This is a genomic window from Streptomyces sp. AN091965, from assembly GCF_022698285.1.
In the GTDB taxonomy this organism is placed as follows: domain Bacteria; phylum Actinomycetota; class Actinomycetes; order Streptomycetales; family Streptomycetaceae; genus Streptomyces.
The window spans coordinates 280,678-307,611 of the sequence record NZ_JALDMY010000001.1; the positions used below are offsets into that span (position 1 = coordinate 280,678).

Annotated in this window: 20 protein-coding genes and 1 pseudogene; 20 read left to right on the top strand and 1 reads right to left on the bottom strand. The window is 72.6% G+C overall.

From position 1 onward, the window contains the following. The first annotated feature begins 65 nt into the window (after window positions 1-65). From MQV74_RS01130 to MQV74_RS01225, 20 genes and pseudogenes are all read left to right on the top strand, one after another. Window positions 66-1,382, top strand: coding sequence for a nucleotide sugar dehydrogenase (locus tag MQV74_RS01130; protein WP_242714103.1), 1,317 nt, complete (start codon window positions 66-68; stop codon window positions 1,380-1,382). Continuing rightward, window positions 1,372-2,639, top strand: a pseudogene (locus MQV74_RS01135) (glycosyltransferase family 4 protein). Before MQV74_RS01130 ends, MQV74_RS01135 begins: the two are co-directional and overlap by 11 nt. Beyond that, the gene (locus MQV74_RS01140) at window positions 2,636-4,000 is read left to right on the top strand and encodes a Wzz/FepE/Etk N-terminal domain-containing protein (protein ID WP_242714105.1); all 1,365 of its coding nucleotides are present in this window, start codon (window positions 2,636-2,638) and stop codon (window positions 3,998-4,000) included. Before MQV74_RS01135 ends, MQV74_RS01140 begins: the two are co-directional and overlap by 4 nt. Continuing rightward, window positions 3,997-5,565: a Wzz/FepE/Etk N-terminal domain-containing protein gene (locus MQV74_RS01145; protein WP_242714106.1), complete on the top strand. Its 1,569-nt coding sequence runs from the start codon at window positions 3,997-3,999 to the stop codon at window positions 5,563-5,565. The genes MQV74_RS01140 and MQV74_RS01145 overlap by 4 nt, the downstream gene beginning before the upstream one ends. 3 nt (window positions 5,566-5,568) lie before the next feature. After that, a complete protein-coding gene (gene asnB, locus MQV74_RS01150) occupies window positions 5,569-7,503 on the top strand; it encodes an asparagine synthase (glutamine-hydrolyzing) (protein ID WP_242714107.1) in 1,935 nt (644 codons plus the stop codon). A 19-nt stretch (window positions 7,504-7,522) separates the two neighbouring features. After that, complete coding sequence (locus tag MQV74_RS01155; protein ID WP_242714108.1) at window positions 7,523-9,697, top strand: bi-domain-containing oxidoreductase; 2,175 nt, start codon at window positions 7,523-7,525, stop codon at window positions 9,695-9,697. After that, a complete protein-coding gene (locus MQV74_RS01160; RefSeq protein WP_242714109.1) occupies window positions 9,694-11,649 on the top strand; it encodes a heparinase II/III family protein in 1,956 nt (651 codons plus the stop codon). Before MQV74_RS01155 ends, MQV74_RS01160 begins: the two co-directional genes overlap by 4 nt. A 7-nt stretch (window positions 11,650-11,656) precedes the next feature. Next, the gene (locus MQV74_RS01165; RefSeq protein WP_242714110.1) at window positions 11,657-13,186 is read left to right on the top strand and encodes a right-handed parallel beta-helix repeat-containing protein; all 1,530 of its coding nucleotides are present in this window, start codon (window positions 11,657-11,659) and stop codon (window positions 13,184-13,186) included. A gap of 1 nt (window position 13,187) precedes the next feature. Beyond that, entirely contained in the window at window positions 13,188-14,492 is a 1,305-nt protein-coding gene (locus MQV74_RS01170; protein WP_242714111.1) for an O-antigen ligase domain-containing protein, read from the top strand. A gap of 8 nt (window positions 14,493-14,500) precedes the next feature. Continuing rightward, window positions 14,501-15,778, top strand: a complete 1,278-nt coding sequence (locus tag MQV74_RS01175; RefSeq protein ID WP_242714112.1) for a glycosyltransferase — start codon at window positions 14,501-14,503, stop codon at window positions 15,776-15,778. Then, window positions 15,775-17,037, top strand: coding sequence for a class I SAM-dependent methyltransferase (locus MQV74_RS01180; RefSeq protein WP_242714113.1), 1,263 nt, complete (start codon window positions 15,775-15,777; stop codon window positions 17,035-17,037). Before MQV74_RS01175 ends, MQV74_RS01180 begins: the two co-directional genes overlap by 4 nt. Continuing rightward, on the top strand, window positions 17,034-17,864 hold the full coding sequence (locus MQV74_RS01185) for a glucose-1-phosphate cytidylyltransferase (RefSeq protein ID WP_242714114.1): 831 nt from the start codon (window positions 17,034-17,036) through the stop codon (window positions 17,862-17,864). The genes MQV74_RS01180 and MQV74_RS01185 overlap by 4 nt, the downstream gene beginning before the upstream one ends. Continuing rightward, window positions 17,861-18,508, top strand: a complete 648-nt coding sequence (locus MQV74_RS01190) for a PIG-L deacetylase family protein (RefSeq protein ID WP_242714115.1) — start codon at window positions 17,861-17,863, stop codon at window positions 18,506-18,508. The genes MQV74_RS01185 and MQV74_RS01190 overlap by 4 nt, the downstream gene beginning before the upstream one ends. 3 nt (window positions 18,509-18,511) lie before the next feature. Then, the gene (locus MQV74_RS01195; RefSeq protein WP_242714116.1) at window positions 18,512-19,537 is read left to right on the top strand and encodes an NAD-dependent epimerase/dehydratase family protein; all 1,026 of its coding nucleotides are present in this window, start codon (window positions 18,512-18,514) and stop codon (window positions 19,535-19,537) included. 20 nt (window positions 19,538-19,557) lie between these two features. Then, complete coding sequence (locus MQV74_RS01200) at window positions 19,558-20,811, top strand: DUF4910 domain-containing protein (RefSeq protein WP_242728471.1); 1,254 nt, start codon at window positions 19,558-19,560, stop codon at window positions 20,809-20,811. A gap of 5 nt (window positions 20,812-20,816) precedes the next feature. Then, on the top strand, window positions 20,817-22,112 hold the full coding sequence (locus tag MQV74_RS01205) for a hypothetical protein (RefSeq protein WP_242714117.1): 1,296 nt from the start codon (window positions 20,817-20,819) through the stop codon (window positions 22,110-22,112). Beyond that, window positions 22,109-23,056 (top strand): glycosyltransferase family 2 protein, encoded by a 948-nt coding sequence (locus MQV74_RS01210; protein WP_242714118.1) that lies wholly within the window; start codon window positions 22,109-22,111, stop codon window positions 23,054-23,056. The genes MQV74_RS01205 and MQV74_RS01210 overlap by 4 nt, the downstream gene beginning before the upstream one ends. Beyond that, window positions 23,053-24,261, top strand: coding sequence for a polysaccharide pyruvyl transferase family protein (locus MQV74_RS01215; protein WP_242714119.1), 1,209 nt, complete (start codon window positions 23,053-23,055; stop codon window positions 24,259-24,261). Before MQV74_RS01210 ends, MQV74_RS01215 begins: the two co-directional genes overlap by 4 nt. Beyond that, window positions 24,258-24,809 (top strand): dTDP-4-dehydrorhamnose 3,5-epimerase, encoded by a 552-nt coding sequence (gene rfbC / locus MQV74_RS01220; RefSeq protein ID WP_242714120.1) that lies wholly within the window; start codon window positions 24,258-24,260, stop codon window positions 24,807-24,809. The genes MQV74_RS01215 and rfbC overlap by 4 nt, the downstream gene beginning before the upstream one ends. A gap of 7 nt (window positions 24,810-24,816) precedes the next feature. Continuing rightward, window positions 24,817-26,160, top strand: coding sequence for a glutamate-1-semialdehyde 2,1-aminomutase (locus MQV74_RS01225; protein WP_242714121.1), 1,344 nt, complete (start codon window positions 24,817-24,819; stop codon window positions 26,158-26,160). Between the two features lie 7 nt (window positions 26,161-26,167). Here the strand turns inward: MQV74_RS01225 and MQV74_RS01230 are convergent, their stop codons facing one another. Then, complete coding sequence (locus MQV74_RS01230) at window positions 26,168-26,863, bottom strand: phosphatase PAP2 family protein (RefSeq protein WP_242714122.1); 696 nt, start codon at window positions 26,861-26,863, stop codon at window positions 26,168-26,170. Between the last annotated feature and the right edge of the window lie 71 nt (window positions 26,864-26,934).

The following is a 26,934-nucleotide window of genomic DNA, read 5'->3' on the forward strand; positions in this document are numbered from 1 at the left end:
GTTCGTCGTCCGGCCGGTACACGGAAGGCAGGCCGGAAGGGCGTGCCTGGGGGGAGGAACGGGTTATGAGAGTCAGCGTCCTGGGGCTCGGTTACGTGGGCTGCGTGTCGGCCGCGTGCCTGGCCAGCATGGGGCACGAGGTCATCGGCGTCGACGTGAACCAGGTGAAGGTCGACCTGGTCAACGACGGCAAGGCCCCGGTGATCGAGGAGCGGATCGGCGAGCTCACCGCCGAAGTCGTGCGGACCGGAGCCTTACGGGCCACGCGCGACGTCCGTGAAGCGATCATGGGAAGCGAGGTGTCGCTGGTCTGCGTGGGCACGCCCTCGGAGCCCAACGGCAGCCTGTGCACCACCTACTTGGAGCGCGTCACCGAGCAGATCGGCGCCGCGCTCGCCGAGCGGGGCGGGCGGCACACCGTGGTGTTCCGCAGCACCATGCTCCCGGGCACCTGCATGAACCTTTTGGTGCCGATCCTGGAGAAGTACGTCGGCGGCACGGCCGGGGTGGACTTCGGGGTCTCGGTCAACCCGGAGTTCCTGCGCGAGGGCACGAGCGTGCGGGACTTCTTCGACCCGCCCAAGACCGTCGTCGGGCAGCTCGACCCGGCGAGCGGCGACGCGGTGGCGGCGCTGTACGAGGGCCTGCCCGGCGAGGTGTTCCGGGTGCCGGTGCCGACGGCCGAGGCGATCAAGTACGCGGACAACGCGTTCCACGGCCTGAAGATCGGCTTCGCGAACGAGCTGGGCGCGGTGTGCCAGGCGCTCGGGGTGGACTCGCACCAGGTGATGGACGTGTTCCTGGCCGACCGCAAGCTGAACATCAGCCCCGCCTATCTGCGGCCCGGCTTCGCCTTCGGCGGCTCCTGCCTGCCCAAGGACCTGCGGAGCCTGGTGTACGCGGCGCAGCGGGCCGACGTCTCGGTGCCGATCCTGTCCCATGTGCTGCCCTCCAACGCCGACCATCTGCAGCGCGCGGTGGAGCTGGTGGAGCGCACCGGCAAGCGGCGGGTGGGCCTGTTCGGGCTCTCCTTCAAGCCCGGCACCGACGACCTCCGCGAGAGTCCGCTCGTCGAGCTGGCGGAGCGGCTCTTCGGCAAGGGGTACGAGCTCAAGATCTACGACGCCAATGTGAGCCTCTCCCGGCTGATCGGGGCGAACCGCGAGTACATCGAGACCCGCCTTCCGCACCTCGCGCAGCTGCTCGCGGACTCCGTCGACGAGGTGCTCGAACACGCCGACGTCTGCCTGGTCGGGACCAAGGATCCGGCGGTGCTCTCGGCACTGCCCCATGGTGACGGACCGGTGATCGTCGATCTCATCCGCCTTCCGGACGCCGAGGAGCGCCGGGCCGAAACGGGGTACTTGGGTCTTGCTTGGTAATACGACCAGCGGCGGCGCGCCTGCCCGGCGCGCGCTGATCCTGGTGGAGAACCTGTCGGTGCCGTTCGACCGGCGGGTGTGGCAAGAATGCACGACGCTGCGCGACGCGGGTTGGGAAGTGCACGTCATCTGTCCCCGGGGGAACAAGCGGGACACGGAACTGGAAGCGGAGATCGACGGGGTGCGGATCCACCGCTACCCGTTGCGCGCGGCCACCGGCGGACCGGCCGGCTATCTGCGGGAGTACGGCTCGGCGTTGTGGCATACGCTCCGGCTCGCCCGGAAGGTCGGCCCGGTCCACGTGGTCCACGCCTGCAATCCGCCCGACCTGCTGTTCCTGCCGGCCCTGTGGCTGAAGCGGCGCGGCTCGCGGTTCGTCTTCGACCAGCACGACCTGGTGCCCGAGCTGTACCTCTCGCGGTTCGGCCGCGGCAAGGACCTGCTCTACCGCGCCGTGTGCGCGCTGGAGCGGCGGACCTATCGGGCCGCGGACATCGTGCTCGCGACGAACGAGAGCTACCGGGACGTCGCGGTGCGCCGTGGCGGACGGCGGCCCGAGGACGTCTTCGTGGTGCGCAGCGCCCCCGCGACCGACCGGTTCCAACCGGTCGCGCCGGAGCCCGAGTTGAAGCGCGGCAAGCCCCATCTGCTGTGCTACCTAGGCGTGATGGGGCCGCAGGACGGCGTCGACTACGCCTTGCGGGCCCTGGCGAAGCTGCGGGACGAGGTCGGGCGGAGCGACTGGCACGCGGTGTTCGTCGGGGCGGGTGACGCCTTCGACGCGATGGTGGCGCTGTCCCGGCAGCTCGGCCTGTCCGAGCAGGTGCAGTTCACCGGGCGCATCCCGGACGCCGACCTGGTGCGCTATCTGTCCACGGCGGACGTCTGCCTCTCCCCCGACCCGCGCAATCCGCTCAACGACGTATCGACCATGAACAAGGTCCTGGAGTACATGGCGATGGGCCGGCCGATCGTCTCGTTCGACCTGAAGGAGGCGAGAGTCTCCGCCGGGGACGCCGCCGTCTACGCGCCCGCCAACGACGAGGCCGCGTTCGCCGAGCTCGTCGCGCTGCTGCTCGACGACCCCGAGCGGCGGGCCCGGATGGGCGAGATCGGCAAGGAGCGGATCAGCGGGGAGCTCTCCTGGCAGAACTCCCAGCGCTCGCTGCTCGCCGCCTACACAGCTGCCTGCCGTGACCATGCTCCGGTGCCGGCGGGCGACGCCCGGTCCGGACACGGAAGAGGCCGCACCGTTGAGCGATGACACCATACGCCTGGTCACGATCGGGCGGATCCTCCGCCGTCGCTGGCGGCTCCTGGCCATTCTCACGGTGGTGGGCGCGCTCGTCGGCTACGGCACCTCCCTGCTGTTCCCGCCGCGTTATACGACGTCGACGTCGGTCCTGCTGCCGGGGCAGTGGGAGGAGCGCGAACTGCTGACCCAGGCGGAGATCGCCACCAGTTCGGCGGTGGTCGACCGCACGGCCGCCGCGCTCCGCTGGGACGGCGTCAGCGGCAGCGACCTGCGGGGCCACGTGAGCGCCAAGGCAGCGGACGGGAACATCATCAAGGTCTCCGGTACGGCCGAGACTCCGGAGCGCGCCCAGCAGCTCTCCGACCGGCTGGCCCACCAGTTCGTCGCCTTCGCCGCACGGATCGCGGGCGACGGCACCGACTCGGGGGCCGCCACCGGGCCCGAGGCGCTGCGGAAGAAGGTGACGGAGACCAACCGCCGCATCACCGAACTGGCCAATGCGGCGGATCCGGGGCAGACCGTGGAGAGCGTGCAGGTCCGCACCGAGCTGGAGAAGTTGCGTACGGCGCTGGCGGAGGCCATGAAGAAGCTCGACGAGGCCGATCCGGCGACCGGCAAGGCAGGCATGGTCGTCATGGGCCCCGCGGCCCGGCCGACCGGCGAGGCGCCGCCGACGAGGCTGCAGCTGACCGTGGCCGGGGCACTGCTGGCCTTCGTGTTCTCGGTCATCGGCCATCTCACCGCGGCCCGGGTGAACCGTCGGCTGCGGACCGAGCCGGAGATCGCCGCGGCGCTCGGCTCGGTGCTCCTCGGCACCGTCGACGTACCGGGTGAGCGGTCCGCGCACCGGCCCAAGGGCCGTGGCCGACGGGCCTGGGTCCGCTGGTTCCTCGGCGTCGACACCCGGTGGGACCTGCCGATCCCGCAGTCGTCCGGCGACGAGGCCAGCAGACAGGTCCGCTACCGGCGCGTGTGCGCCCGCCTGCGGGATCTGGTGCCGGCCCCGCGGCGGCTACTGGTCGTCGTACCGGACGGCGACGAGGTCGCCCGCCGGGCCGCCGGGCAGCTCGTCACCGAGGCCAAGAGCGATCCGCTGCGGGTGGTGGGGGTCTCGATGTCCCGGCCGATGGTGCCGGACCGCGACATCGAGTCCGGTGTCCTGGTCGTGCTCAGCGCGGGCACCTGGACCGCGGGGGACCTCGCGGCCGTCGCCGAGGCGAGTGCTGACGCGGGGCACGAGGTCGTCGGCATCGTCGTGGCCGGTCCGGTCCGGGCGCGTCCGAAGGAGAAGGCCGGCCGTTCCGCGCGGCGCGCCACGCCTGCCATCGCGGTGGGCGACGACACAGGGGGAGGTGCGGTGTGAGGGGCAGGACAACGGAGTCGTCGACCGCCGCTCCACTCCTCGATCTGCAGACGCTGGTGGTGGCGGTGCGCAGACGGCGCCGCCTGTGGTCCTCGCTCGCGGTCATCGGGCTGCTGGCCGGCGCGGCGCTGGCGGTGCTGCGGCCCCCGCCGCCGAGCGCCATGACCAAGGTCCTCGTCGCGCACAAGGAGGACCAGCCGAACGACACCGGAACGCTGATCCGTACCGATGTCGAGCTGCTCGGGACCACACGGATCGCCGCCAAGGCCCTGCAGTCGCTCAAGTCCCCCGTGAGGCCGGAGGACTTCATGCAGGACTACCGGGGCACGGGCCTGACCAACAACCTGCTGCGGATCGATGTGACGGCCGCCAGCGAGGCGGACGCGGTGGCCCGGGCCAAGGCGCTGGCGAACGCGTTCGTCGCGGACCACGTGCGGCGGATGAAGGAGGCAGCGAAGGCGGAGGCCGAGGCACTGCTGGAGCAGCGTGACCGGATGCGGAAGGAACTCGCCGAGGTCAACAAGGTGATCGGCGGCCGGTCGCCGCAGAGCGGGGAGAAGGCGCCGGCGAACATGGAGTCGCTCTTCGCCCGCCGGGCCGAGCTCAGTTCGCGGATCGCCGACTTCGCCCAGCGCGCCGAGGAGGCACGCGTCGGCACGCCCCGGCTCATCTCCGGCACGCAGATCGTGGACGACCCGCGCGCGGTGGAGCACTCGCTGCCCAAGGCCGCGGGCACGAACGCCGTGATCGGGGCGGTCCTCGGGCTCGTCCTCGGGCTCGCGGTGGCCGCGGTCGGCACGGTGGTGGCGGACCGCCCCGTGCTGCGCCGGGAGATCGCCGCGAACCTGGGCGCCTCGGTCATCGCGGAGCTGCGCCGTGCGCGCCGCAGACCGGCCTGGCTGTGGCAGCGGCGACGGACCCGTACGGCACACGAACGGCTCACCACGACCCTGGTGCGCACCGTGCGCAACTCCACGGAACCGGTGTCGCTGCTCGAACTGGGCTGTGCGCGCAGCACGAGCGTGCTCGCCCTGAACGTGGCCAGAGCCCTGGCGGCGGACGGGCCCGTGGTCGTCGTCGACGGTCTGCCGGGACCGCAGCTCGCGGGCAGCCGCAAGGAGTCGGGAGACCCGGACGTGGTCAGCGGCGAGCGGGCCGCGACCGTGTCGCCCGAGGTGCGCAGGATCGGCGTCGGCTCGGTCGCGCCCGGCACGGCCTGGACCGATCTGCAGTACCTCGGCGGTCAGACCGTGCTCGTCGTGCGGGCCGGGCACGGCAGTGCCGCGTGGCTGCACACCGTGGCGCGGCAACTCGCGGACCAGTGCGTTCCCGTGATCGGTGTGGTGCTGATCGACCCCGATCCGCGGGACAGGACCGACGGCACGCTGTGGGACGGGCCGCACGCCGCGCTGCGGGGCCCTGTTGAGCGGCGGGCCCGGCAGAACGGAACGGGTCAGCCGCGCACCGAGCGGCCACCCCGGCAGAACGGGACGGGCGGGCCGCGGACGGAGAGACCGTCGAGGCCGGCCGCTCGGGTCCCGGACAGCGACCAGGAGGCGCGGTAGGACATGTGTGGTATCGCAGGCACGTATCGATGGCCGGACGGGAAGGTCGTGACCGACCGGCTCACCGATGTCCTCACCCATCGCGGTCCGGACGGGGCGGGCAGGTACAGCCATCCCGCCGGTGACGGCGAAGTGCACCTCGGGCACCGCCGTCTCGCCATCATCGACCTGTCGGAGACCGGCGCCCAGCCGATGGTCTCGGGCGGCCTCGCCCTGACGTACAACGGCGAGCTGTACAACGCGCCGGAGCTGCGGGCCGAGTTGGCGGCCGCCGGGGTGCGCTTCCGCGGCACCTCCGACACCGAGGTGGTCCTTGAGGCCTGGCGGCGGTGGGGCACGGACTGTCTGCCCCGCCTTCGCGGCATGTTCGCGTTCGGGATCTTCGACGAGCGCACGGGTGACCTGGTGCTCGCCCGGGACCAGCTCGGCATCAAGCCGCTGTTCCTGCTGCGGCGCGGCGAGGGGCTGGTGTTCGCCTCCGAGCTCAAGGCGCTCGCCACCGCCACGGGCGGGTCCCTTGAGGTGGACCACGGGGCGCTGGTGGCCTCGCTCCTCTACTACTGGGTGCCGGACTCGCGGTGCGCGTACCGCGAGGCGGAGAAGCTGCCGCCGGGGAGCTGGCTGCGGTGCCGGGCCGACGGCCGGGTGGAGCGCGGCCGGTACTGGCACCTGAAGGACGTCGCCGCCGAGGGCCGGGAGCGGGCCCTCAGCGGTGAGCGGCCCGACCTGGCCGCCATCGTCGAGGAGTCGACGCGGCGGCACCTGCTCTCCGACGTACCCGTGGCGACCTTCCTCTCCGGTGGTCTCGACTCCAGCTGGCTGACCGCGCTCGCGGCCCGCCACCAGCCCGGGATCTCCGCCTACACGATCGGGTTCCGGGCCGAGGACGCCAGGTTCGAGGCGATGCCGGACGACCTGCGCTACGCCCGGCAGGTGGCGCAGCGGTTCGGCGTCGATCTGCACGAGATCGAGATCGCTCCGAACGTGCTCGACCTGCTGCCGCGGATGACGTACAGCCTGGACGAGCCGATCGGCGACCCGGCCGCGATCAACACGTTCCTGATCTGCTCGGCCGCCCGGGAGGCCGGGGTCAAGGTGATGCTGTCGGGGATGGGGGCCGACGAGCTGTTCGCCGGGTACCGCAAGCACCTGGCCAACCTCCTCGCGGTGCGCTACCAGCGCGTCCCGCGGCCGCTGCGGCGCGGGGTGTCCAGGGCCGTGGACCGGCTGCCGGTCGCCACGGCCCGCCGGGGGTACCGGTCGGTGCGGTTCGCGAAGCGGTTCCTGTCCTTCGCGGAGCTGCCGGAGGAGACCGCGTTCCGGCGCAGCTACACCATGTACGACCAGGACGAGCTGCTGGCCCTGGTCGATCCGGACCTGGCGGGGACGGTCGACGACGTGCTGACCGAGCACGCGGACGTCTACCGGGACAACGACCTCGACGACTTCGTCAACCGCATGTGCCTGGGCGACGCGCGGATGTTCCTGCCGGGCCTGAACCTCACGTACACGGACCGTTCCAGCATGGCCGCGTCGACCGAGGTGCGGGTTCCGTACGTGGACGTCGAGGTGGTCAGGGCGGCGTTCGCCGTGCCCGGGGATCGCAAGATCGTCGGGCGGCAGGGCAAGGCCGTGCTCAAGGAGGCGGCCACCTCGATCCTGCCCCGGGAGATCGTCTACCGGCCCAAGGGCCTGTTCAGCGCCCCGCTGCGGGCCTGGATGAGCCGGGACCTGGCGCCGCTGGTGCGCGAGGTGGTGCACGACGGCGAGCTGGTCCGTTCCGGGCTGCTCCGCCGGGACGCGCTCGCGCGCATGGTCGCCGAGGACGCCGCCGGGCAGCGGGACTTCTCCAAGCATCTGTGGCATGTGCTGACCCTCGAGTACTGGTATCGCGACGCGACCTCTGGGTCCGGCCAGAGCACTCGGTTAACGGCTTAGGAATTTCAGAGGAGTTCGGGTGAAGCAAGTTGTACAGAACTACAAGAGCGGCGAGCTGGCGGTGCTCGACGTGCCGGTGCCGGGGTGCAAGCCGGGCGGTGTGCTCGTCCGCAGCGCCTTCTCGCTGATCTCCACCGGGACCGAGCTCATGAAGGTGTCCGAGGCCGGCATGTCGATGCTCGGCAAGGCCCGTTCCCGTCCCGACCAGGTGGCCAAGGTCATGCAGAGCGTGGCCACCAACGGGGTGCCCGCCACCTACCGCAAGGTGATGGGCAAGCTGGACTCCTACACGCCGCTCGGCTACTCGCTGTGCGGGGTGGTCGAGCAGGTCGGCTCCGGGATCGACGACGTGAAGGTCGGCGACGTCGTGGCCTGCGCGGGCAACGAGCACGCGCTGCACGCCGAGCTGAACTGGGTGCCGAAGAACCTCTACGCCCCCGTGCCGGACGGCCTCGCGCCGCGCCATGCCGCCTTCGGCACCGTCGGGTCGATCGCGATGCAGGGCGTCCGCCGCGGCGAGCCGCAACTCGGCGACGTGGCCCTCGTCATCGGGCTCGGTCTGATCGGGCAGCTGGTGGTGCAGCTCCTCGCCGCCTCGGGGGTCCGCGTCGTCGGGGTCGACCCCGACCCGGCGCGCTGCGAGCTCGCCGAGCGTCTGGGCGCCGCGGCCTGCGGCGATCCCGGGGCCGCGGCCGTGGAAGCGGCCGTCGCCGAGCTCACCGACGGTCACGGCGTGGACCAGGTGTACCTGGCCGCCGGTGGGGGCAGCAACCAGCCCGTCGAGCTGGCCGCCCGGCTCTGCCGGGACCGCGGCCGGGTCGTCGACATCGGCAAGTGCCGCCTGGACCTGCCGTGGAACGCGTACTACGAGAAGGAGCTCGACGTCCGGTTCTCCCGCAGTTACGGCCCCGGGCGTTACGACCCGGAGTACGAGCTGGAGGGGCGCGACTATCCGATCGGCTACGTGCGCTGGACCGAGCGCCGCAATCTGGCGTGCTTCCTCGATCTCGTCGCGCGCGGCAGCGTCGACGTGGAGCCCCTGGTCTCCCACGTCGCGGACTTCGACGACGCCGTCGAGACGTACCGGCGGCTGAAGGACGGCGACCTGAAGGCCGTGGCCGTGCTGTTCCGGTACCCCGACGCGCATCCGGCCGAGGCGGAGGCACCGGCGGTGGCCGTGCCCGCGGTGGCCGTGCGCCAGGGGCCGGCCCGGACTGCCGGTTCGCCGGTGAAGCTGGCGTTCGTCGGCGCGGGGAACTACGCGACGTCGATGCTGCTTCCGCACCTGACGCAGCGCGAGGGCCTCGAGCTGTCGACCGTCGTCACCACGACGGCGCTGTCGGCGGCCAACGCGCGGCGCAAGTTCGGCTTTGCCGATGCGACGACCGACCTCGACGCCGTGCTCGGCGACAAGTCCATCGACGCGGTGTTCGTGGTCACCCGGCACAGCTCGCACGCCGAGCTGACCCGCAAGGCGCTGCTCGCGGGCAAGGCGGTGTTCGTGGAGAAGCCCCTGGCCCTCACGGAGGACGAGCTGGCCGGGGTGCTCGCGGCGGTGGAGGAGTCCGGCAACGACCGGCTGCAGGTGGGCTTCAACCGCCGCTTCGCGCCCCTGCTCCAGGAGGCCAAGGAGCGGTTCGGCGCCCGGACCGGTCCGGCGAGCCTGCGCTACCTGGTCAACGCGGGCCGGCTCCAGCACGGCAGCTGGTACCTCCAGCAGGGCACCGAGGGCTCGCGGTTCGCCGGTGAGGGCGGGCACTTCATCGACACGGCCAGCTGGCTGCTGGGGGCCGACCCGGTCTCGGTGTACTCCGTCGCCGCGTCGGGCAACGAGGACCTCCAGGTGGTGCTGCGCTACCCGGACGGGTCCACCGCCACCATCAGCTACGTCACCACCGGTTCGTCCGCCTTCCCCAAGGAGACGCTGGACCTGGTGGCGGACGGCAAGGTGCTGCAACTCGACGACTTCGTCCGTGCCGCGGTCTACGGGCGCAAGAAGTGGGTCTCCTCGCGGCTGCCCAAGGCCCGGGACAAGGGCCAGAACGCCGAGCTGGCCGCGTTCGTCAAGGCCGTGCGGACCGGCGGGCCGATGCCGGTGCCGCTGGAGTCCCTCGTCGCCACCACGGCGGCCACCCTCGCCGTGCGGGCGGGCCTGGCCGGTGGCGCCCCGGTGACGTTGGCGAGGACGCGATGACGGTGAGCTCGGGGAGTGCGGGCTGGTACCTGCGCCGCCTCTCCCGGATGGGGCCGCGGGAGGTCGGCGGCCGGGCGGGCGACGCGGTGCGCAGGCGGCGGTGGCGGTCGGCGCGGCCGCACTGCCCGCGCGTGACCGGCGCCCGGTTCACCGCGGCGCTGCCCGCGGGGACGCTGGCTTCGGTGGCGCCGGACGCCGCGAAGCGTCTGGTCGCCGAGGCGGACCGGCTGCTCGACGGACACGCCACGTACTTCGGGGTGGACCGCGACGACCTGGTCGACCCGGACTGGTGGTACGACCCGAAGACCGGGCGCCGGGCCCCGTGGGGCTACGCCTTCGACGTGCCGTACCGCGACGAGGAAGCGGCCGGGGACATCAAGCAGATCTGGGAGCTGTCCCGGCATCAGTACCTCACCGTGCTCGCCGCCGCCTACGCGGTCACCGGGGACGAGCGGTACGCCGAGCGGGTGGCCGCGCACCTGCGGTCGTGGTGGGCGGCCAACCCGCCGCTGCGCGGGGTGCACTGGGTGAGCGGCATCGAGCTGGGCATCCGGCTGCTCTCCTGGGTGTGGGTGCGGCGGCTGCTCGACGGCTGGGCGGGCGCGGCGGGGCTCTTCGAGGACAACCCGGCGGCGCTCAACCAGATCTGGCACCACCAGCGCTGGCTCGCCGCCTTCCCCAGCCGGGGCTCTTCGGCGAACAACCACGTCGTCGCCGAGGCCGCCGGTCAGTTCGCCGCGGCCTGCGCGTTCGGGTGGTTCCCCTCATCGGCGCAGTGGCGGGCCGACGCGCTGCGGTCGCTGGAGCAGCAGCTGCGCGCCAACACCTTCCCCTCCGGCCTCAACCGCGAGCTGGCCACCGAGTACCACGGGCTCGTCCTGGAGCTGGGCCTGGCCGCGGTGGCCGAGGCGGACGCCGCCGACGTGCCGGTGCCCGCGTCGATCCGCCTGGTGCTGCTGCGGATGACCGACGCGCTCGCGGCCGTCGTGGACAACCGGCTGCGGCCGCCGCGCCAGGGAGACGCGGACGACGGACACGGTCTGGTCGTGGACGGCTCGGGCACCCACCGCTGGGGCTCGCTCCTGGCCACCGGGGACGCCGTGTTCGGGCGGCTGCCCTGGTGGCCGGAGGTGACCGGCACCGATGTGCGCACCCCGCTGCTCGCCGCCCTCATCCGGCCGGACGCGCGCAAGGCAACCGGGCGCCCGGCGAGCCGCCCCGCCCAGTTCGCCGACGCGGGCATGACCATCCTGCGCGGTCCGGAGGAGATCTGGTGCCGCTGCGACGGCGGTCCGCACGGCTTCCTGTCCATCGCCGCGCACGCCCACGCGGACGCCCTGTCCGTGGAGGTCCGGCACGACGGGGTCGACGTGCTCGCCGACCCGGGGACGTTCTGCTACCACGGGCAGCCCGCGTGGCGGCAGTACTTCCGCTCGACCATCGGCCACAACACCCTGGAGCTGGACGGCGGTGACCAGTCCGTCTCCGGCGGCCCGTTCCTGTGGACCCGGCACGCCCGCACGCGCGTCCTGGCCGCGGACACGTCCGACGAGGCCGTGGCGCGCTGGGGCGCCGAGCACGACGGGTACGAGGGCTCCGTGCACCGCCGCCGGGTGGAGCTGACGGCCGCGAGCCAGGAGCTGAGGGTGGTCGACGAGGTGCGCGGACCGCGCCGGGCCGTGCGCCTGGCGTTCCACCTCGGTCCGACGATCGCCGCCGACCTGGTGGGGAACTGGGCGCTGCTGACCTGGACACGGGACGGCGAGGAGCGCTCCGCGGTGCTCGACCTGCCCGGGGAGCTGTCCTGGCGGGCGCACCGCGGCGAGAGCGAGCCGCCGCTCGGCTGGTACTCCCCCGGCTTCGGGCGCAAGGAGCCCGCCACCACGCTGGTCGGCACCGGATTCACCGACGGCGCGGAGGGGTTCACCACCGTGCTCAGGTTCCGCGGCTAGGGGGCGCGTGGTGTTCACGAAGCGGCTCTGGGCGCTGGCGGCGGCACCGCTGGCGCTGGCCCTGCTCGCGACGGCCGGCTGCGACGGCGACAGCACGACGGGCTCGCGCGCGAAGGCATCCGCCGCGAAGCCGTCCACGACCGTGGCCCGGGTGTGCGCCAAGCCCGCGGCCGGGCCGGCGAAGGCGCCCGCGGGCGCGGTGACGGTCGACCCGGCGGTGGTCGGTGACCTGGCGGAGAAGACCAGGAGCAACCCGCCGCACACCACGTTCTGGCTGCGCCCGGGCAGGCACCGGCTCGAACGTGACCGCTACGCCCAGGTCATGACCAAGAAGGGCAACCGCTACCTGGGCGCGCCGGGCGCGGTGCTCGACGGCCGGAAGGTCAACCAGTACGCGTTCAGCGGCAAGGCCCGCGACGTCACCATCCGCCATCTGACCGTGGAGCACTTCGTCGCGCCGAACAACGAGGGCGTGGTCAACCACGACATGGCCGACGGGTGGGTCATCGAGCACGCGAAGATCCAGTACAACTCCGGTGCCGGGCTGATGGCCGGTGCCCGCCAGCGGGTCCGCGCCAGCTGTCTGCGCGGCAACGGGCAGTACGGGATGAACGCGTACAAGACCGGTGACTCCATCAAGGGCCTGGTGGTCGAGGGCAACGAGGTGGTGGGCAACAACACCGACGACTGGGAGCGGCGGAAGCCGGGCTGCGGCTGCACGGGAGGCATCAAATTCTGGGCCGTCAACGGCGCCGACATCCGCGGGAATTGGGTGCACGACAACCGCGGCGCCGGGTTGTGGGCGGACAACAACAACAATGACTTCCGCATCGAGAACAACGTCCTCGAAGCCAACGACGGTGCCGCGCTGATGTACGAGACCAGCTATAACGCGGTCATCCGGAACAACACGATCCGGCGGAACAACTGGGTCGAGGGCCGCAAGTACGCCCAGCGCGACGACGACTTCCCGTACGCGACGATCTACGTGTCGGAGGCCGGTGGCGAGCCGCGGATCAGGGCCCGTACGAACAAGATCGAGATCTATCGGAACGTCCTGGAGAACAACTGGTCCGGGATCACCCTGTGGGAGAACGCCGACCGGTTCTGCAACAGCCCGGCCAACACCTCGACCGGCTACTGCACCTTGCTGGTGAAGGACACCGACCGCTGCGCGCGGCCGGGGATCGCCACCGCGCCGCTGTACGCCGACTGCCGGTGGAAGACCCAGCGGGTGGACATCCACGACAACCGCTTCGTCCTGGACACCTCCGTCGTCAAGTGCACGGAGGAGTGCGGCCGCATGGCGGTCCTCGCCAACTACGGCACGTATCCGAAGTGGTCGCCGTACAAGGGCAAGCGGGTCGCCGAGGCCATCACCCACAAGCAGCGCAACCGCTGGCACGGCAACGTCTACCGCGGGCCGTGGAGCTTCGTGGCGGGCGACCCGGGCCGGAAGCTGGAGCCGGGGCAGTGGCAGAGCGCGCCGTACCAGCAGGACACCGGCAGCACCTTCGACGCCCAGGCCGGTGGTTGAGATGGGCGGGGACCTGATGCGCGGCGGGCTGCCGAGCGGGCCGGACGCAGGGCCCGGGGTGGAACGACGCCCTGAGGCGACGCCGAAGGCGGTCGGGATCGTCTGGGCGCTGCTCGGTCTCAACACGCTCGGCTCCGCAGGGGCGAAGACCATCCTGCCGCTGCCCCGCTCCCTGATCCAGATGGCCACCATGGGCGCGCTGGTCTCCGCCTTCGCGCTGGCGCTCGCGCTCAACCTCCGGCTGCGCATCCGGCCGAGCGCCTTCGTGTTCCTGCTCACCCTGCTCCTCGTGCCGAGCGTGATCTCCAGCGCGGATCTGGAGGGCGGGTTCGGCGCGCTGTTCCGCTGTGTTCGGTTCGCTCTGTTCGTCGGCACGCTGTGGCTGCTCAGCCGCTGGTGGGACGGCGGCATGACGTTCGTCCGCTATCACATCCGGATGTACTTCGCGGTGCTCGTCCTGGTGGCCGCGGGGCTGGTCGTCGCCCCGGGCACGGCGAGGCCGGAGTACTACGGCGGGCGTCTCGTCGGCGCGTTGTGGCCGCTCACCCCGCCGCAGATCGGGCAGTACGCCGCGGTGATCATCGGGCTCACCGTGCTGCTCACCCTCGGCCGTCTGACCACCGGGGCCAGTGCGGCGATGATCATCGTGCCGTCGCTCGTCCTGCTCGCGCTGACCCATACCCGCACGGCCACGCTCGGCCTGATCGTCGGGCTGGTGCTCGCGATCGGCTCGCTCGTGCTGACCAGCGCCGCCGCCCGCCGGTTCTTCGCCTGGACGGTGGTGTGCGCGACGGTGGCCACGGTGGCGTTGAGCTCAGCACTGCAGGCGTGGTTCATGCGCGGGCAGAGCAAGGAGGGCCTCTCCAACCTCACCGGGCGGGCCAAGGTCTGGGACGCCCTGCTCGCCGCGCCCCGGACGACCGGGGAGAAGGTGTTCGGCACGGGCCTGGGCGACAAGTCCTTCGGGGGTCTTCCGATCGACAACAGCTGGCTGGCCGTCTATCACGAGCAGGGCCTGATCGGCATCACCCTGGTGGCGGCGTTCATCAGCATCCTCGGCGGGGTCGCGCTGCTGCGGCCTCCGTCGCTGCCGAGGGCTTGCGCGATCTTCCTGATCAGCTACTGCGCGATGTCCTCGTACACCGAGGCCGGACTCGGTGACGCCTCGCCGTATCTGCTGCATCTGGCCCTGGCCGCCTCGCTGTTGGTGCCGGGCGCCGCGGCGTCGCCCCTCGCGACGGCCGAAGTTCCCGGTCCGACGGCCGAAGTCCCTCGACGACGTATCCCTCGATGGGCCCGGAGGTAAGGGTGAGCATGCACGTCCTTGTAGTACACAACCGTTACTCATCGGCGCAGCCGAGCGGCGAGAACAGGGTCGTCGACGAGGAGGTGGGGCTGCTGCGCGCGGCCGGTCACCGGGTCGACGTGTTCGAGCGGCGCAGCGACACCATCGCCGACCGGTCCCTCCTCGCCAAGGCCGCGGTGCCGCTGCTCGTGCCCTGGAACCCGAAGGTCCGCTCGGAGCTCGGCGCCCGGCTCCGCGCCTCGCGCCCCGACGTGGTGCACGTCCACAACGTCTTTCCGCTCCTTTCGCCCGCGGTCCTCGCCGCCTGCGCCGACGCCGGTGTGCCGACCGTCGCCACGCTGCACAACTACACCCAGGTCTGCCCGCCCGGCACGCTCCAGCGGGACGGCCGGGTGTGCACCGAGTGCGCCGGGGCGAGGGTGCCGCTGCCCGCCGTCCGGCACGGCTGCTACCGCGACTCGCGGCTCGCGACGGTGCCGCTCGCGGTCAGCCTGGCGGTCAACCGGCGGCGTTGGTGGTCCGGTGTGGAGCGGTTCTTCTGCATCTCCGCGGCGCAGCGCGACGTCCTGGTGCGCACCGGCATGCCGGCCGAGCGGCTCTCGGTGAAGCACAACTTCGTACCCGACCCGGGCAGCTGCCGCACGAGCGACGGGGAGCACGTGCTCTTCCTCGGCCGGCTCGCGGAGGCCAAGGGCGTGCGGCTGCTCATGTCCGCGTGGGACGAGGTCGCGGCGCGCGGCGGTGTCGGCGTGCCGCTCGTGCTCGCGGGCGCGGGGCCGCTGGAGCCGGAGGTGACCGCCTGGGCCGCGGGCCGCGACGACGTGCGGTACGTCGGCCTGTACGACCCGGAGGAGTGCCAAAAGGCGGTCGCCCGGTCGGTCGCCGTGGTGGCGCCCTCGATGTCCCTGGAGACGTTCGGCCTGGTGGTCGCGGAGGCGATGGCGGCGGGGGTCCCGGCCGTCGCCGCCGCTCACGGTGCCTTCGTCGAACTCGTCGAGGACGGGGTGACCGGGCTGCTTCACCGCCCGGGCGAGGTCGCCTCGCTCGCGGACTGCATCCGCCGCGTCGCGGCCGACGCGGGCCGCAACCAAGAGATGGGCCAGGCGGCCCGGCGCCGTTTCGAGAAGGACTTCAGTCCTGCCGTCGGCCTGGAGCGCCTGGTGGAGGGGTACCGCGCCGCGATCGCGGGGCGGTCGGGCGGCGGGGACAGCGCCCCGCCGTCAGGAAACACGAGCACTGGCTCGCGGCGGGGCATCCGCGCGAGCAGGGATGGGGGCAGTAGATGACACGATGCCGACTCTGTGGCTCGGCGGCGCTGGCGAGCGTCGTCGATCTGGGGGCGACCCCGCCGTGCGAGAGCTTCCTCGCCGCGGACCAACTGGACAGGCCGGAGCCCGCGTACCCGCTGCACCTGCGGGTCTGCACGGACTGCTGGCTCGCGCAGATCCCCGCACTGATCACGCCCGAGGAGACGTTCAAGGAGTACGCGTACTTCTCCTCCTTCTCGACGTCCTGGGTGGAGCACGCGCGCGCGTTCGTCGCCGACGCCGTGCGGCGGGTGGGGCTCGACACCCAAGGCTCCGACGCCTTCGTGGTCGAGGTGGCGAGCAACGACGGGTACCTGCTGAAGCACGTGGTGGACCGGGGGATCCGCTGCCTCGGCATCGAGCCGTCGGTGAACGTGGGCGCCACCGCGCGGGACGCGGGCGTGCCCACGCTCACGGAGTTCCTGTCCCCGGAGACCGGCGCGGCCGTCCGCGCCGAGCACGGCCCGGCGGACCTGGTCGTGGCCAACAACGTGTACGCGCACATCCCCGACGTGGTCGGGTTCACCCAGGGGCTGCGAGCCCTGGTCGCCGACGACGGCTGGGTCTCCATCGAGGTGCAGCACCTGCTGACGCTGATCGAGGAGAACCAGTACGACACGATCTACCACGAGCACTTCCAGTACTACACGGTGGCCTCCGCGATCAGGGCCCTCGCCAGCGGCGGACTCGCGCTCGTGGACGTGGAGCTGCTGCCCACGCACGGCGGCTCCATCCGGCTGTGGGCCCGGCCGACCGAGGCGGCCGGCGAGCCGTCCCGCCAGGTGTCCGACGTGCTGGCCCGGGAGAAGGCCGCCGGGCTCCAGGAGCTGTCCGGGTACACCGAGTTCGGCGCGCGCGTGGCCAAGGTGCGCCGGGACCTGCTCAGGTTCCTCATCGAGGCGGCCGAGCGCGGCGAGACGGTGGTCGGCTACGGCGCCCCGGGCAAGGGCAACACGCTCCTGAACCACTGCGGCATCCGGCCCGACCTGCTCGCGTACACGGTCGACCGCAATCCCTACAAGCACGGCAGGTTCACCCCCGGCACCCGCATCCCGATCCTGTCGCCCGAGCGGATCGCCGCCGACAAGCCGGACTACGTCCTCGTCCTGCCGTGGAACCTGCGGGCCGAGCTGGTCGAGCAGCTGTCCTACGTGCACGACTGGGGCGGCCGCCTGGTCTTCCCCATCCCGGAACTGAGCATCGTCGAGGCCACGTCGTTGGAAGAGGGCACAGCATGAAGGTCGTACTGTTCTGCGGCGGTTACGGGATGCGGATGCGCAGCGGTGCCTCCGACGACGTGCCCAAGCCGATGGCGATGGTCGGCCCGAGACCGCTGATCTGGCACGTCATGCGCTACTACGCGCACTTCGGGCACACGGAGTTCATCCTGTGCCTGGGGTACGGGGCGCAGCACATCAAGGACTTCTTCCTCACCTACGAGGAGACGGCGTCCAACGACTTCGTGCTGCGGGGCGGGAAGACCGAGCTGCTCTCCACCGACATATCCGACTGGACGATCACGTTCGCGCAGACCGGCGTCGAGTCGCCGATCGGGGAGCGCCTGCGCCGGGTGCGCCACCACCTGGACGGCGACGAGATGTTCCTCGCCAACTACGCGGACGTGCTCACCGACGCTCCGCTGCCGCAGATGATCGACTCCTTCGCGCGGCGCGACGCCGGTGCGTCGATGATGGTGGTGCCGCCGCAGTCCTCGTTCCACTGCGTGGAACTGGGCGAGAACGGCATGGTCGGGGGCATCACGGCGGTGAGCGACATGCCGCTGTGGGAGAACGGCGGCTACTTCGTGCTCCGCCAGGAGGTCTTCGACCACATCCCCGAGAACGGGGACCTGGTCGCCGACGGCTGTGCCCAACTGGCCAAGCAGGGGCGGCTCGTGGCGCACCAGCACCGCGGCTTCTGGAAGCCGACCGACACGGTGAAGGAGCGGGCCGCGCTGGACGCCGCCTACGCCCGGGGCGACCGGCCGTGGGCCGTGTGGGAGCGGGACGGCGCAGCCACCGGCGCGCCCGACAGCAGGGCCGGCGCCGAAGCGAGGACCGCGTGATCCGGCTCGGTGCCGAGCGCCTGGACCGGATCGCGGCGGTGGGCGCGCACTGCGACGACATCGCCATCGGCGCGGGCGGCACCCTGCTGACCCTGTGCCTCGCGCGGCCGGGCCTGCGCGTCGACGCCCTGGTGCTCTCCGGCGGCGGCAGCGAGCGCGAGCAGGAGGAGCGGGCCGCGCTGGCCGCCTTCTGCCCGGGCGCCGACCTGCGCCTGACCGTGCTCAAGCTGCCGGACGGCCGGATGCCCGTGCACTGGGACGAGGCCAAGGCCGCGGTCGAGGAGCTGCGCGGGCAGACCGACCCGGACCTGATCCTGGCCCCGCGCACCGACGACGCGCACCAGGACCACCGCGGCCTGGCACAGCTGATGCCCACCGCGTTCCGCGACCACCTGGTCCTCGGCTACGAGATCGTCAAGTGGGACGGCGACCTCGGCCGTCCGGCGGCGTACCAGCCCCTGTCGACGGAGGTCGCCGAGCAGAAGGTGCGGCTGCTGCAGGAGCACTACCCCTCGCAGCGGCACCGGCCCTGGTACGACCGCGAGGCCTTCCTCGGCCTCGCCCGGATCCGCGGCATCGAATGCCACGCGCGCTACGCCGAGGCGTTCGCCGTCACCAAACTCACTCTGAACCTGGGGAACTGAACCATGCGCGTACTTCTGACCGGGCACCAGGGCTACCTGGGCACCGTCATGGCCCCGGTCCTCACGGCCGCCGGGCACGAGGTCGTCGGCCTCGACTCCGGCCTGTTCGCGGACTGCGTCCTCGGTCCGGCGCCCGCGGACCCGCAGGGACACCGGGTGGACCTGCGTGACGTCACGGCCGAGCACGTGGCCGGGGTGGACGCCGTGATCCACCTGGCCGCGCTCTCCAACGACCCGCTGGGCTCGCTCGCGCCGGAGCTGACCTACGACATCAACCACCACGCCTCCGTGCGCCTGGCCGAGCTGGCCCGCGACGCCGGGGTGCGGCGCTTCCTGTACGCGTCGACCTGCTCGGTGTACGGCGCCGCGGGCGGCGGCGACCTGGTGACCGAGGACGCCCCGCTGCGCCCGGTGACGCCGTACGCGGAGTCCAAGGTGCGGGTGGAGGACGACCTGCACGCGCTCGCCGACGGCGACTTCACCCCGGTGTACATGCGCAACGCCACCGCGTTCGGCTACTCGCCCCGGCTGCGCGCCGACATCGTGCTGAACAACCTGGTGGGTCACGCACTGCTTTCCGGTGAGGTCCTGGTGCTCTCCGACGGCACCCCCTGGCGGCCGCTGGTGCACGCCGCCGACATCGCCCGGGCGTTCACGGCCGCGCTGACCGCGCCGCGCGAAGCGGTGCACGACCGGGCGTTCAACATCGGCAGCGAGGTCAACAACGTCACGGTCGCCGAGATCGCCGAGCAGGTCGCCGACGCGGTGGCGGGGGCGAAGGTGAACATCACCGGGGAGAACGGCGCCGACCCGCGCTCGTACCGCGTGGACTTCTCCCGGTTCCGCGCCGCGATCCCCGGCTTCGACTGCGAGTGGACGGTGCGCCGTGGCGCGCTCGAACTCGCCGAGGCCTACCGGAAGCACGGGCTGACCCGCGAGGACTTCGAGCAGCGCTTCACCCGGCTCGCCGTGCTGCGCGCGGCGTCCGACGCCGGTGCCGTCGACGACACCCTGCGGCGGCGCCGGTGACCACCACGCTCGGCGAACGGATGCACGCCCTGGTGGAGCGGATGTACCCGCTGTGCCGGAGCATCACCGGCGACGGCGTGCGCGCCACCCTGGACATCGTCGGGGAGTACGTCCCGCTCCAGGTGCACGAGGTGCCGACCGGGACGCAGGTGCTCGACTGGACGGTGCCGCAGGAGTGGAACATCCGGGATGCGTACGTCGCCGACGGCTCGGGCAACCGGGTCGTCGACTTCGCCGCGTCCAGCCTGCACGTGCTCGGCTACAGCGTGCCGGTGTCGACGACCCTGCCCCTGGCCGAACTGCGCGAGCACCTGCACACCCTGCCGGAGCACCCGTCCTGGGTGCCGTACCGCACCAGCTACTACAAGCCGGAGTGGGGGTTCTGTCTGGCACAGGAGACCCTGGACGCGCTGCCGGACGGCGACTACGAGGTGCGCGTCGACTCCACCCTGGCCGACGGTCATCTCACCTACGCCGAGCACGTGGTTCCGGGGCAGGTCGCCGACGAGGTGATCGTCTCCTGTCACGTCTGCCACCCGTCGCTGGCCAACGACAACCTGGCCGGTGTCGCGGTGGCGACGTTCCTGGCCCGGGCTCTCGCGGAGTCGACGCCGCACTACACCTACCGGTTCGTCTTCGCGCCCGGCACCATCGGGGCGATCACCTGGCTGGCCCGCAATCAGGAGCGGATCGACCAGGTCAAGCACGGCCTCGTCCTGGCCTGCGCCGGTGACCGGGGGGACCTGACGTACAAGCAGAGCAGGCGCGGCGACGCGGAGATCGACCGGGTGCTGCGGCACGTGCTCGCCGCCTCCGAACGCCCGCACCGCGTCACCGAGTTCACGCCCTACGGCTACGACGAGCGGCAGTACTGCTCGCCCGGGTTCGACCTCGGCGTGGGCTCGCTCAGCCGGACCCCGTACGCCGGGTACCCCGAGTACCACACCTCGGCGGACAACCCGGACTTCGTCTCCCCGGAGGCGATGGAGGACACCCTCGCCGTCTGCCGCGAGGCGTTCACGGTCCTCGACCGCAACCGTCGGTACGTCAACCTCAGCCCGTACGGCGAACCGCAGCTCGGCCGACGCGGGTTGTACGACGCGCTCGGCGGCCGCAGCGACACCAAACAGGCCCAGATGGCCATGCTGTGGGTGCTCAGCCTCTCCGACGGCGAGCACAGTCTGCTCGACGTCGCGGAGCGGTCCGGGCTGCCGTTCGACGCCGTCGCGGCCGCGGCCGACGCCCTGGGCGCCGCCGAACTGATCAAGGCGTGACGCCGATGGCCACCGGGAGGCAGAAGCAGACGACAGCGGCGGCCCGCCCGACCGCGAGGCGGGCCATGGCCGGCCGACTGTCCTGGGGCCTGGCCGACCAGGCGGTCTGCAGCATGACCAACTTCGCGGTGGGGATCTACGTGGCCCGCTCGCTGGGCCTGTCGGCGTTCGGCGTGTTCAGCCTGGCCTGGGTGACCTACGGCGTGGTGCTCAGCGTCTCCCGCGGTCTTGCCACCGACCCGCTGGTGGTCCGTTTCAGCGGCGTGTCGACCGAGTCCTGGCGCGCGGCGGCGGCCCGGTCGTCGGGTACCGCGCTCGGCGTCGGCGGCGCCGTCGGCACGGTGTGCCTGGTGGTCGGGCTGAGCGTCGGCGGCCGCGTGGGGCCCGCGTTCGCCGCCCTCGGCGTGGTGCTGCCGGGGCTGCTCCTGCAGGACGCCTGGCGGTACTCGTTCTTCGCCGCGGGCACCGGTCGGAAGGCGTTCGCCAACGACCTCCTGGGCGGCGTCGCGCTCGTCCCCGCGCTCCTGGTCGCGGCCCGCGTGGGCAGCGTGGGGGCCTTCGTGCTCGCCTGGGGCGCCGCCGCCGCGGTGGCCGCCGCGTACGGCTGCCTCCAGTCCGGCATCCGGCCCCGGCCGGGCGGGGCGCGCGCATGGCTGCGCGAGCAGCGCGACCTCGGGTACCGCTACCTCGTCGAGAACGTCGGCGTCAGCGGCGCGTCCCAGCTGCGGGCGTACGGGCTCGGCGCGATCGTCGGCGTCAGCGCGGTGGGTGTGGTCCGGGGTGCCGAACTCCTGCTCGGCCCGTTCCTGGCCGTGCTCATGGGCCTTTCCCTGGTCACGGTCCCGGAGGCGGCACGAGTGCTGCGGCAGGCCCCGCACCGCCTCGGCACGTTCTGCCTCATGCTGTCCGGCGCCCTGGCCGGTGCCGCGCTGCTGTGGGGCGTGGCACTGCTCCTGGTGCCGGACCGGGGCGGCGAGCTCGTGCTCGGCGACGTCTGGGGTTCCGCCTCGGACCTCATCGTGCCGGCCGCGCTCGGCGTCGCGGGCAGCAGCCTCGGCATCGGCGCGGCCGCCGGACTGCGCGCCCTCGCCGCCGCCCGGCGCAGCCTGCGCGCCCAACTCTTCGCCTCCACCTGCTACGTCGGCGGCGGACTCGGCGGTGCCGCCCTGGGCGGCGCGGTCGGCTCGGCCTGGGGCGTCGCCGCCGCGACCATCGTCAGCTCAGCCGTGTGGTGGCTACAGCTGCGGTCCGCCCTGCGCGAGCGCCACCACTCCCCCATCCCCGAAGTGAGGACGTCATGACCGCCCATCCCCGGTTGAGCATCGGCCTGCCCGTGTACAACGGCGAGGAGTACCTCGCCGAGGCGCTCGATGCCCTGCTCGGCCAGACCTACGAGGACTTCGAGCTGGTCATCTCCGACAACGCCTCGACCGACGGGACCCAGGAGATCTGCCGCAAGTACGCCGCGCAGGACCCGCGCATCCGCTATCTGCGGCTGCCCCGGAACGTCGGCGCGGCGCCGAACCACAACTACGTGTTCACCCAGTGCCACGGCGAGCTGTTCAAGTGGGCCTCGCACGACGACCTGTACGCCCGTGATCTGCTGCGGCGCTGCGTGGAGGCCCTGGACGAGCGCCCCGAGGTGATCCTCGCGCACGCCGACCAGGCCGTCATCGACGAGGAAGGGCGGGTGAAGGTCCCGTACGCGTACACGCTCGCCACCGACTCGCCGCGCGCGCCGGAGCGGTTCCGCAGCATGCTCTTCGAGCCCGGCGGCGACGACTTCTACGGGGTGATGCGGGCCGACGTGCTGCGCCGGGTCAGGCCGCACGACAGCTACCACCACGCGGACCGCACGTTCGTCGCCGAGATCGGCCTGCGCGGGCCCTTCCACCAGGTGCCGGAGCTGCTGTACTTCCGCCGCGACCACCCCACCCGAGCCGAGCGGGCGAACCCCTCCAAGCGCTCCCGGTGCGTCAACCTGGACCCGCGCCGGGCGGGTCTGCTGCACCCGACGCCGCGGCTGCTCGCCGAGTACGTGTGGGGCTTCGTCGCGGCGATCCGGCGGACGCCGCTGTCCGCGGCCGACCGGCGCGCGTGCTACGGCCACCTGGCCGCGTGGGCGGCCAGCCGGGCCCGGCCGGGCGCCGGGGAGCGGGTCGAGGACCGCGCCCCGGTCGACCCGGCGAAGCTCGACGTCTCCCTCGACGCGCTCGTCGCCGGGCGTGCGGGGAAGCGCCCGTGACCGCGGTGCGGGTGGGGGTGTTCGGCCTGCTCGGCTCCGGCAACCTCGGCAACGACGGGTCGCTGGAGGCCGTGCTCGGCCATCTGCGCGCCGAGCACCCGGAGGCGGTCGTGGACGCGCTGTGCGGCGGGCCCGAGGCCGTCACGGCCCGGTACCGGATCCCCGCGACGCGGCTGCACTGGTACCGCGGGGAGTACCGGACCGCGTCGCGCGCGGGCGCGATCGCGGGCAAGGGCCTGGGCAAACTCGTCGACGCCGTCCGCACCGCCGCCTGGGTGCGCAAGCACGACGTGGTGATCGTGCCGGGCATGGGCGTCCTGGAGGCCACGCTGCCGCTGCGGCCCTGGGGCTTCCCGTACGCGCTCTTCCTGCTCTGCGCGAGTGGCCGGCTGCTGCGGACCCGGGTCGCGCTGGTCGGCGTCGGGGCCGCCCCGATCGCCGACCGGCCCACCCGGGCGCTGGTGCGCTGGTCGGCGCGGCTTGCGGCGTACCGGTCGTACCGGGACGCGATGTCCCGTGACGCGCTGCGGGAGATGGGCGTGGACACCGCGCGCGACGGGGTCTACCCGGACCTCGCGTTCGCCCTGCCGACGCCGCCCGCGGGCACGCCCTCGGGCACGGTCTGCGTCGGCGTCATGGCCTTCCACGGGGGCAACGACGACCGCGCCCGCGCCGAGGAGATCCACCGGCGCTACCTCGACGGGGTGACCCGGTTCGTCCGCGCCCTCGTCGAGGACGGCAGGCCGGTCCGGCTGCTCACCGGAGACGGGGTCGACGCGACGGTGGTCACCGCGATCCGCGCCGCGGTCGACTCGCCGCTGGTCACCGCGGCCGAGGCGACCTCGCTCGCCGATCTGATGAAGGAGGCGGCGGCCGCCGACGCCGTGGTGGCGACCCGCTACCACAACCTGATCTGCGCGCTGAAGGCGGGCACCCCGACCCTCGCGCTCAGCTACGCGGCGAAGAGCGACGCCCTCATGGACCGAATGGGCCTGGGCGCGTACTGCCACCCGGCCCGCGAGGTCGACGCCGACCGGCTCCTCGAACAGTTCCGGGCGCTGGAGAAGCAGTCGGCGGAACTGCGCGGGACCCTCATCGAGCGGAACCGGCTCGCCGCCCGGCAACTCCAGTCCCAGTTCGCGGAGTTGAGCTCGGCCCTGTTCCCTGCGACCGACCACGCCCACGCTCTACGGGAGACCCCATGAAAGCAACCGAAGTCCCGGAGATCGACGGCGCGTTCCTGTTCGAGCCGACGCCGTACGCCGACGAACGCGGCTTCTTCTGCCGCACCTTCGACGCCGACGTGGTCCGCTCGGTGGGCCTCGACCCGAACGCGTTCATCCAGGACAGCGTGTCCCGTTCGGTCCGTGGCGTACTGCGCGGCATGCACCTGCGCTCCGGGAGGGGCGAGGCCAAGCTGGTGCGGTGCTCGTACGGGAGGATCTTCGACGTCGTCGTGGACCTGCGGGCCGGCTCGCCGACCTATCTCAACGTGGCCACCTTCGAGCTGTCCGGCGAGACGCAGGCGACCCTGTACATCCCGGCGGGGTGCGCGCACGGCTTCCAGGCGCTCACCGAGACCACCGACACCTCGTACCGGATCGACCGCCCGCACGATCCCGCCGAGGACGTGACGATCGCCTTCGACGACCCGGAGCTCGACATTCCGTGGCCGCTGCCGGTCACCCTGATGTCCCAGCGGGACCGGGAGGCACCGAGCCTCGCCGAGGCCCTGAAGAACAGTGAGAAGTGAGGTCGGCGTGGACATCCAACACACCGAAGGCGCTGTGGAGTTCGCGCTGCCCCGGTCGCGCAGCGCGAACGAGCGGCTGCACGCGCTGATCCCCGGTGGCGCGCACACCTACGCCAAGGGCGACGACCAGTACCCCGAGGACCTGGCCCCGGTCATCAGCCACGGCCGCGGCGCCCACGTGTGGGACGTCGACGGCAACCGCTACGTCGAGTACGGCTCGGGGCTGCGCTCCGTCAGCCTCGGCCACGCCCACCCGCGCGTGACCGAGGCGGTGCGGCGCGAACTCGACCGCGGCAGCAACTTCGCGCGGCCGTCCATCGTGGAAGTCGAGGCCGCGGAACGCTTCCTGGCCACCGTGCCGACCGCCGAGATGGTGAAGTTCGCGAAGAACGGCTCCGACGCCACCACCGCCGCGGTCCGCCTCGCCCGCGCCGTCACCGGGCGCCCCCGCGTCGCCCGCTGCGCCGACCATCCGTTCTTCTCCGTCGACGACTGGTTCATCGGCACCACGCCGATGTCCGCGGGCATTCCGGAGGCGACCACCGAACTCACGGTCTCCTTCCCTTACGGTGACCTGGCCGCGACGGAGGAGCTGCTCAGCCGGTACGAGGACGAGATCGCCTGTCTGATCCTCGAACCCGCGGGCCACACCGAGCCTCCGACGGGCTATCTGGAAGGCCTGCGCGAGCTGGCCGACCGGCACGGCTGCGTCCTGGTCTTCGACGAGATGATCACCGGTTTCCGCTGGTCCGAGGCGGGCGCCCAGGGTCTGTACGGCGTCGTCCCCGACCTCTCCACGTTCGGCAAGGCGCTGGGCAACGGCTGCGCCGTGTCCGCCCTCGCCGGGCGCCGCGCGCTGATGGAGCGGGGCGGCCTCCGCCACTCCGGCGAGCGGGTGTTCCTGCTGTCCACCACGCACGGCGCGGAAACGCACTCCCTGGCCGCCGCGATGGCCGTGCAGGCCACCTACGCCGAGGAGGGCATCACCGCGCGGCTGCACGCCCTCGGAGAGCGGCTGGCCGCCGGTGTGCGCGACGCCGCGGCCGGGATGGGCGTGGGCGACCACCTCGTCGTCCGGGGCCGGGCCAGCAACCTGGTGTTCGCCACCCTCGACGAGAGGGGGAAGCCGTCGCAGGAGTACCGCACCCTGTTCCTGCGCCGACTCCTCGCGGGCGGGGTCCTCGCCCCGTCGTTCGTGGTGAGCAGCGCGCTCAGCGAAGCCGACGTCGACCACACCGTCGACGTGGTGGCCGACGCGTGCGCGGTGTACCGGAAGGCCCTGGACGCGGGCGATCCCACGCCCTGGCTCGGCGGTCGACCGGTGAAGCCGGTGTTCCGCCGCCTGGCGTGACGTAGCGTCAGATCTGTTCCTGCCGACCGGCGTCGGCCGGTCGGTCGGCCGTCCGGTCGGCCAGCCGGTCGGCGGTCCGGTCGATCAGCCACGCGGTCGCCGGGACCACCACCAGGGCGGTGCACCAGCCGCCGAGGACGTCGGTCGGGTAGTGCGCGCTGAGGGAGACCTGTGCCCAGCCCATGGCGGCACCGGCGACCAGCGCCGCGGCGAGCACCAGGAGCGTGCCGGAGGCCCTGCCGAGGCCCAGCCTGCCGGCCGCGACCAGCGCCAGGACGAGGGCGAGCGTGGTCAGGAAGGCGGTGTGTCCGCTCGGGTAGGACAGGCTGCCGCCGTGGATGGTGCGTCCCGCCAGGTGTTTGCCCAGCGTCGTCGTCGCGACGGCCAGGAAGGCCCCGGCGACGACGAGCACCGCCGCACGGGGCTGCCGCAGCAGCAGGCAGCCCGTCACGGCGGCCACGACGAGGAGGGCGGCTCCGGCGGGCTCCCCCAGGAAGTCCGTGGCCAGGGCGACGCGCCGCCACGGCGGCCCCACGCTGTCCGCCGTCGGATCGATGATCCACGTGTCGAACGCGCCGGACTGGCTGTGGTCGGCGTACATGGCCCCGATCACGACGGCCACCAGTGCGGCGAGGGCCGCGATCAGCGCGAGCCCGGCGCGCAGCGGTGGGGGCAGCACCGGGGGTGTCGGCCGGCCGTTCACCCGCTCACCACGTCCGGTACGCGGCCGCGGTCGAGCCGTTCCCGTTCCGCTCCGGCCAGGCGATTCAACGC

Coding starts and splice junctions, on each gene's coding strand:
- MQV74_RS01180 (WP_242714113.1), top strand. CDS start 15,775: ATGACACGATGCCGACTCTGTGGCTCGGCGGCGCTGGCGAGCGTCGTC.
- rfbC (WP_242714120.1), top strand. CDS start 24,258: ATGAAAGCAACCGAAGTCCCGGAGATCGACGGCGCGTTCCTGTTCGAG.
- MQV74_RS01160 (WP_242714109.1), top strand. CDS start 9,694: ATGACGGTGAGCTCGGGGAGTGCGGGCTGGTACCTGCGCCGCCTCTCC.
- MQV74_RS01195 (WP_242714116.1), top strand. CDS start 18,512: ATGCGCGTACTTCTGACCGGGCACCAGGGCTACCTGGGCACCGTCATG.
- MQV74_RS01175 (WP_242714112.1), top strand. CDS start 14,501: ATGCACGTCCTTGTAGTACACAACCGTTACTCATCGGCGCAGCCGAGC.
- MQV74_RS01200 (WP_242728471.1), top strand. CDS start 19,558: ATGCACGCCCTGGTGGAGCGGATGTACCCGCTGTGCCGGAGCATCACC.
- MQV74_RS01130 (WP_242714103.1), top strand. CDS start 66: ATGAGAGTCAGCGTCCTGGGGCTCGGTTACGTGGGCTGCGTGTCGGCC.
- MQV74_RS01185 (WP_242714114.1), top strand. CDS start 17,034: ATGAAGGTCGTACTGTTCTGCGGCGGTTACGGGATGCGGATGCGCAGC.
- asnB (WP_242714107.1), top strand. CDS start 5,569: ATGTGTGGTATCGCAGGCACGTATCGATGGCCGGACGGGAAGGTCGTG.
- MQV74_RS01210 (WP_242714118.1), top strand. CDS start 22,109: ATGACCGCCCATCCCCGGTTGAGCATCGGCCTGCCCGTGTACAACGGC.
- MQV74_RS01205 (WP_242714117.1), top strand. CDS start 20,817: ATGGCCACCGGGAGGCAGAAGCAGACGACAGCGGCGGCCCGCCCGACC.
- MQV74_RS01170 (WP_242714111.1), top strand. CDS start 13,188: ATGGGCGGGGACCTGATGCGCGGCGGGCTGCCGAGCGGGCCGGACGCA.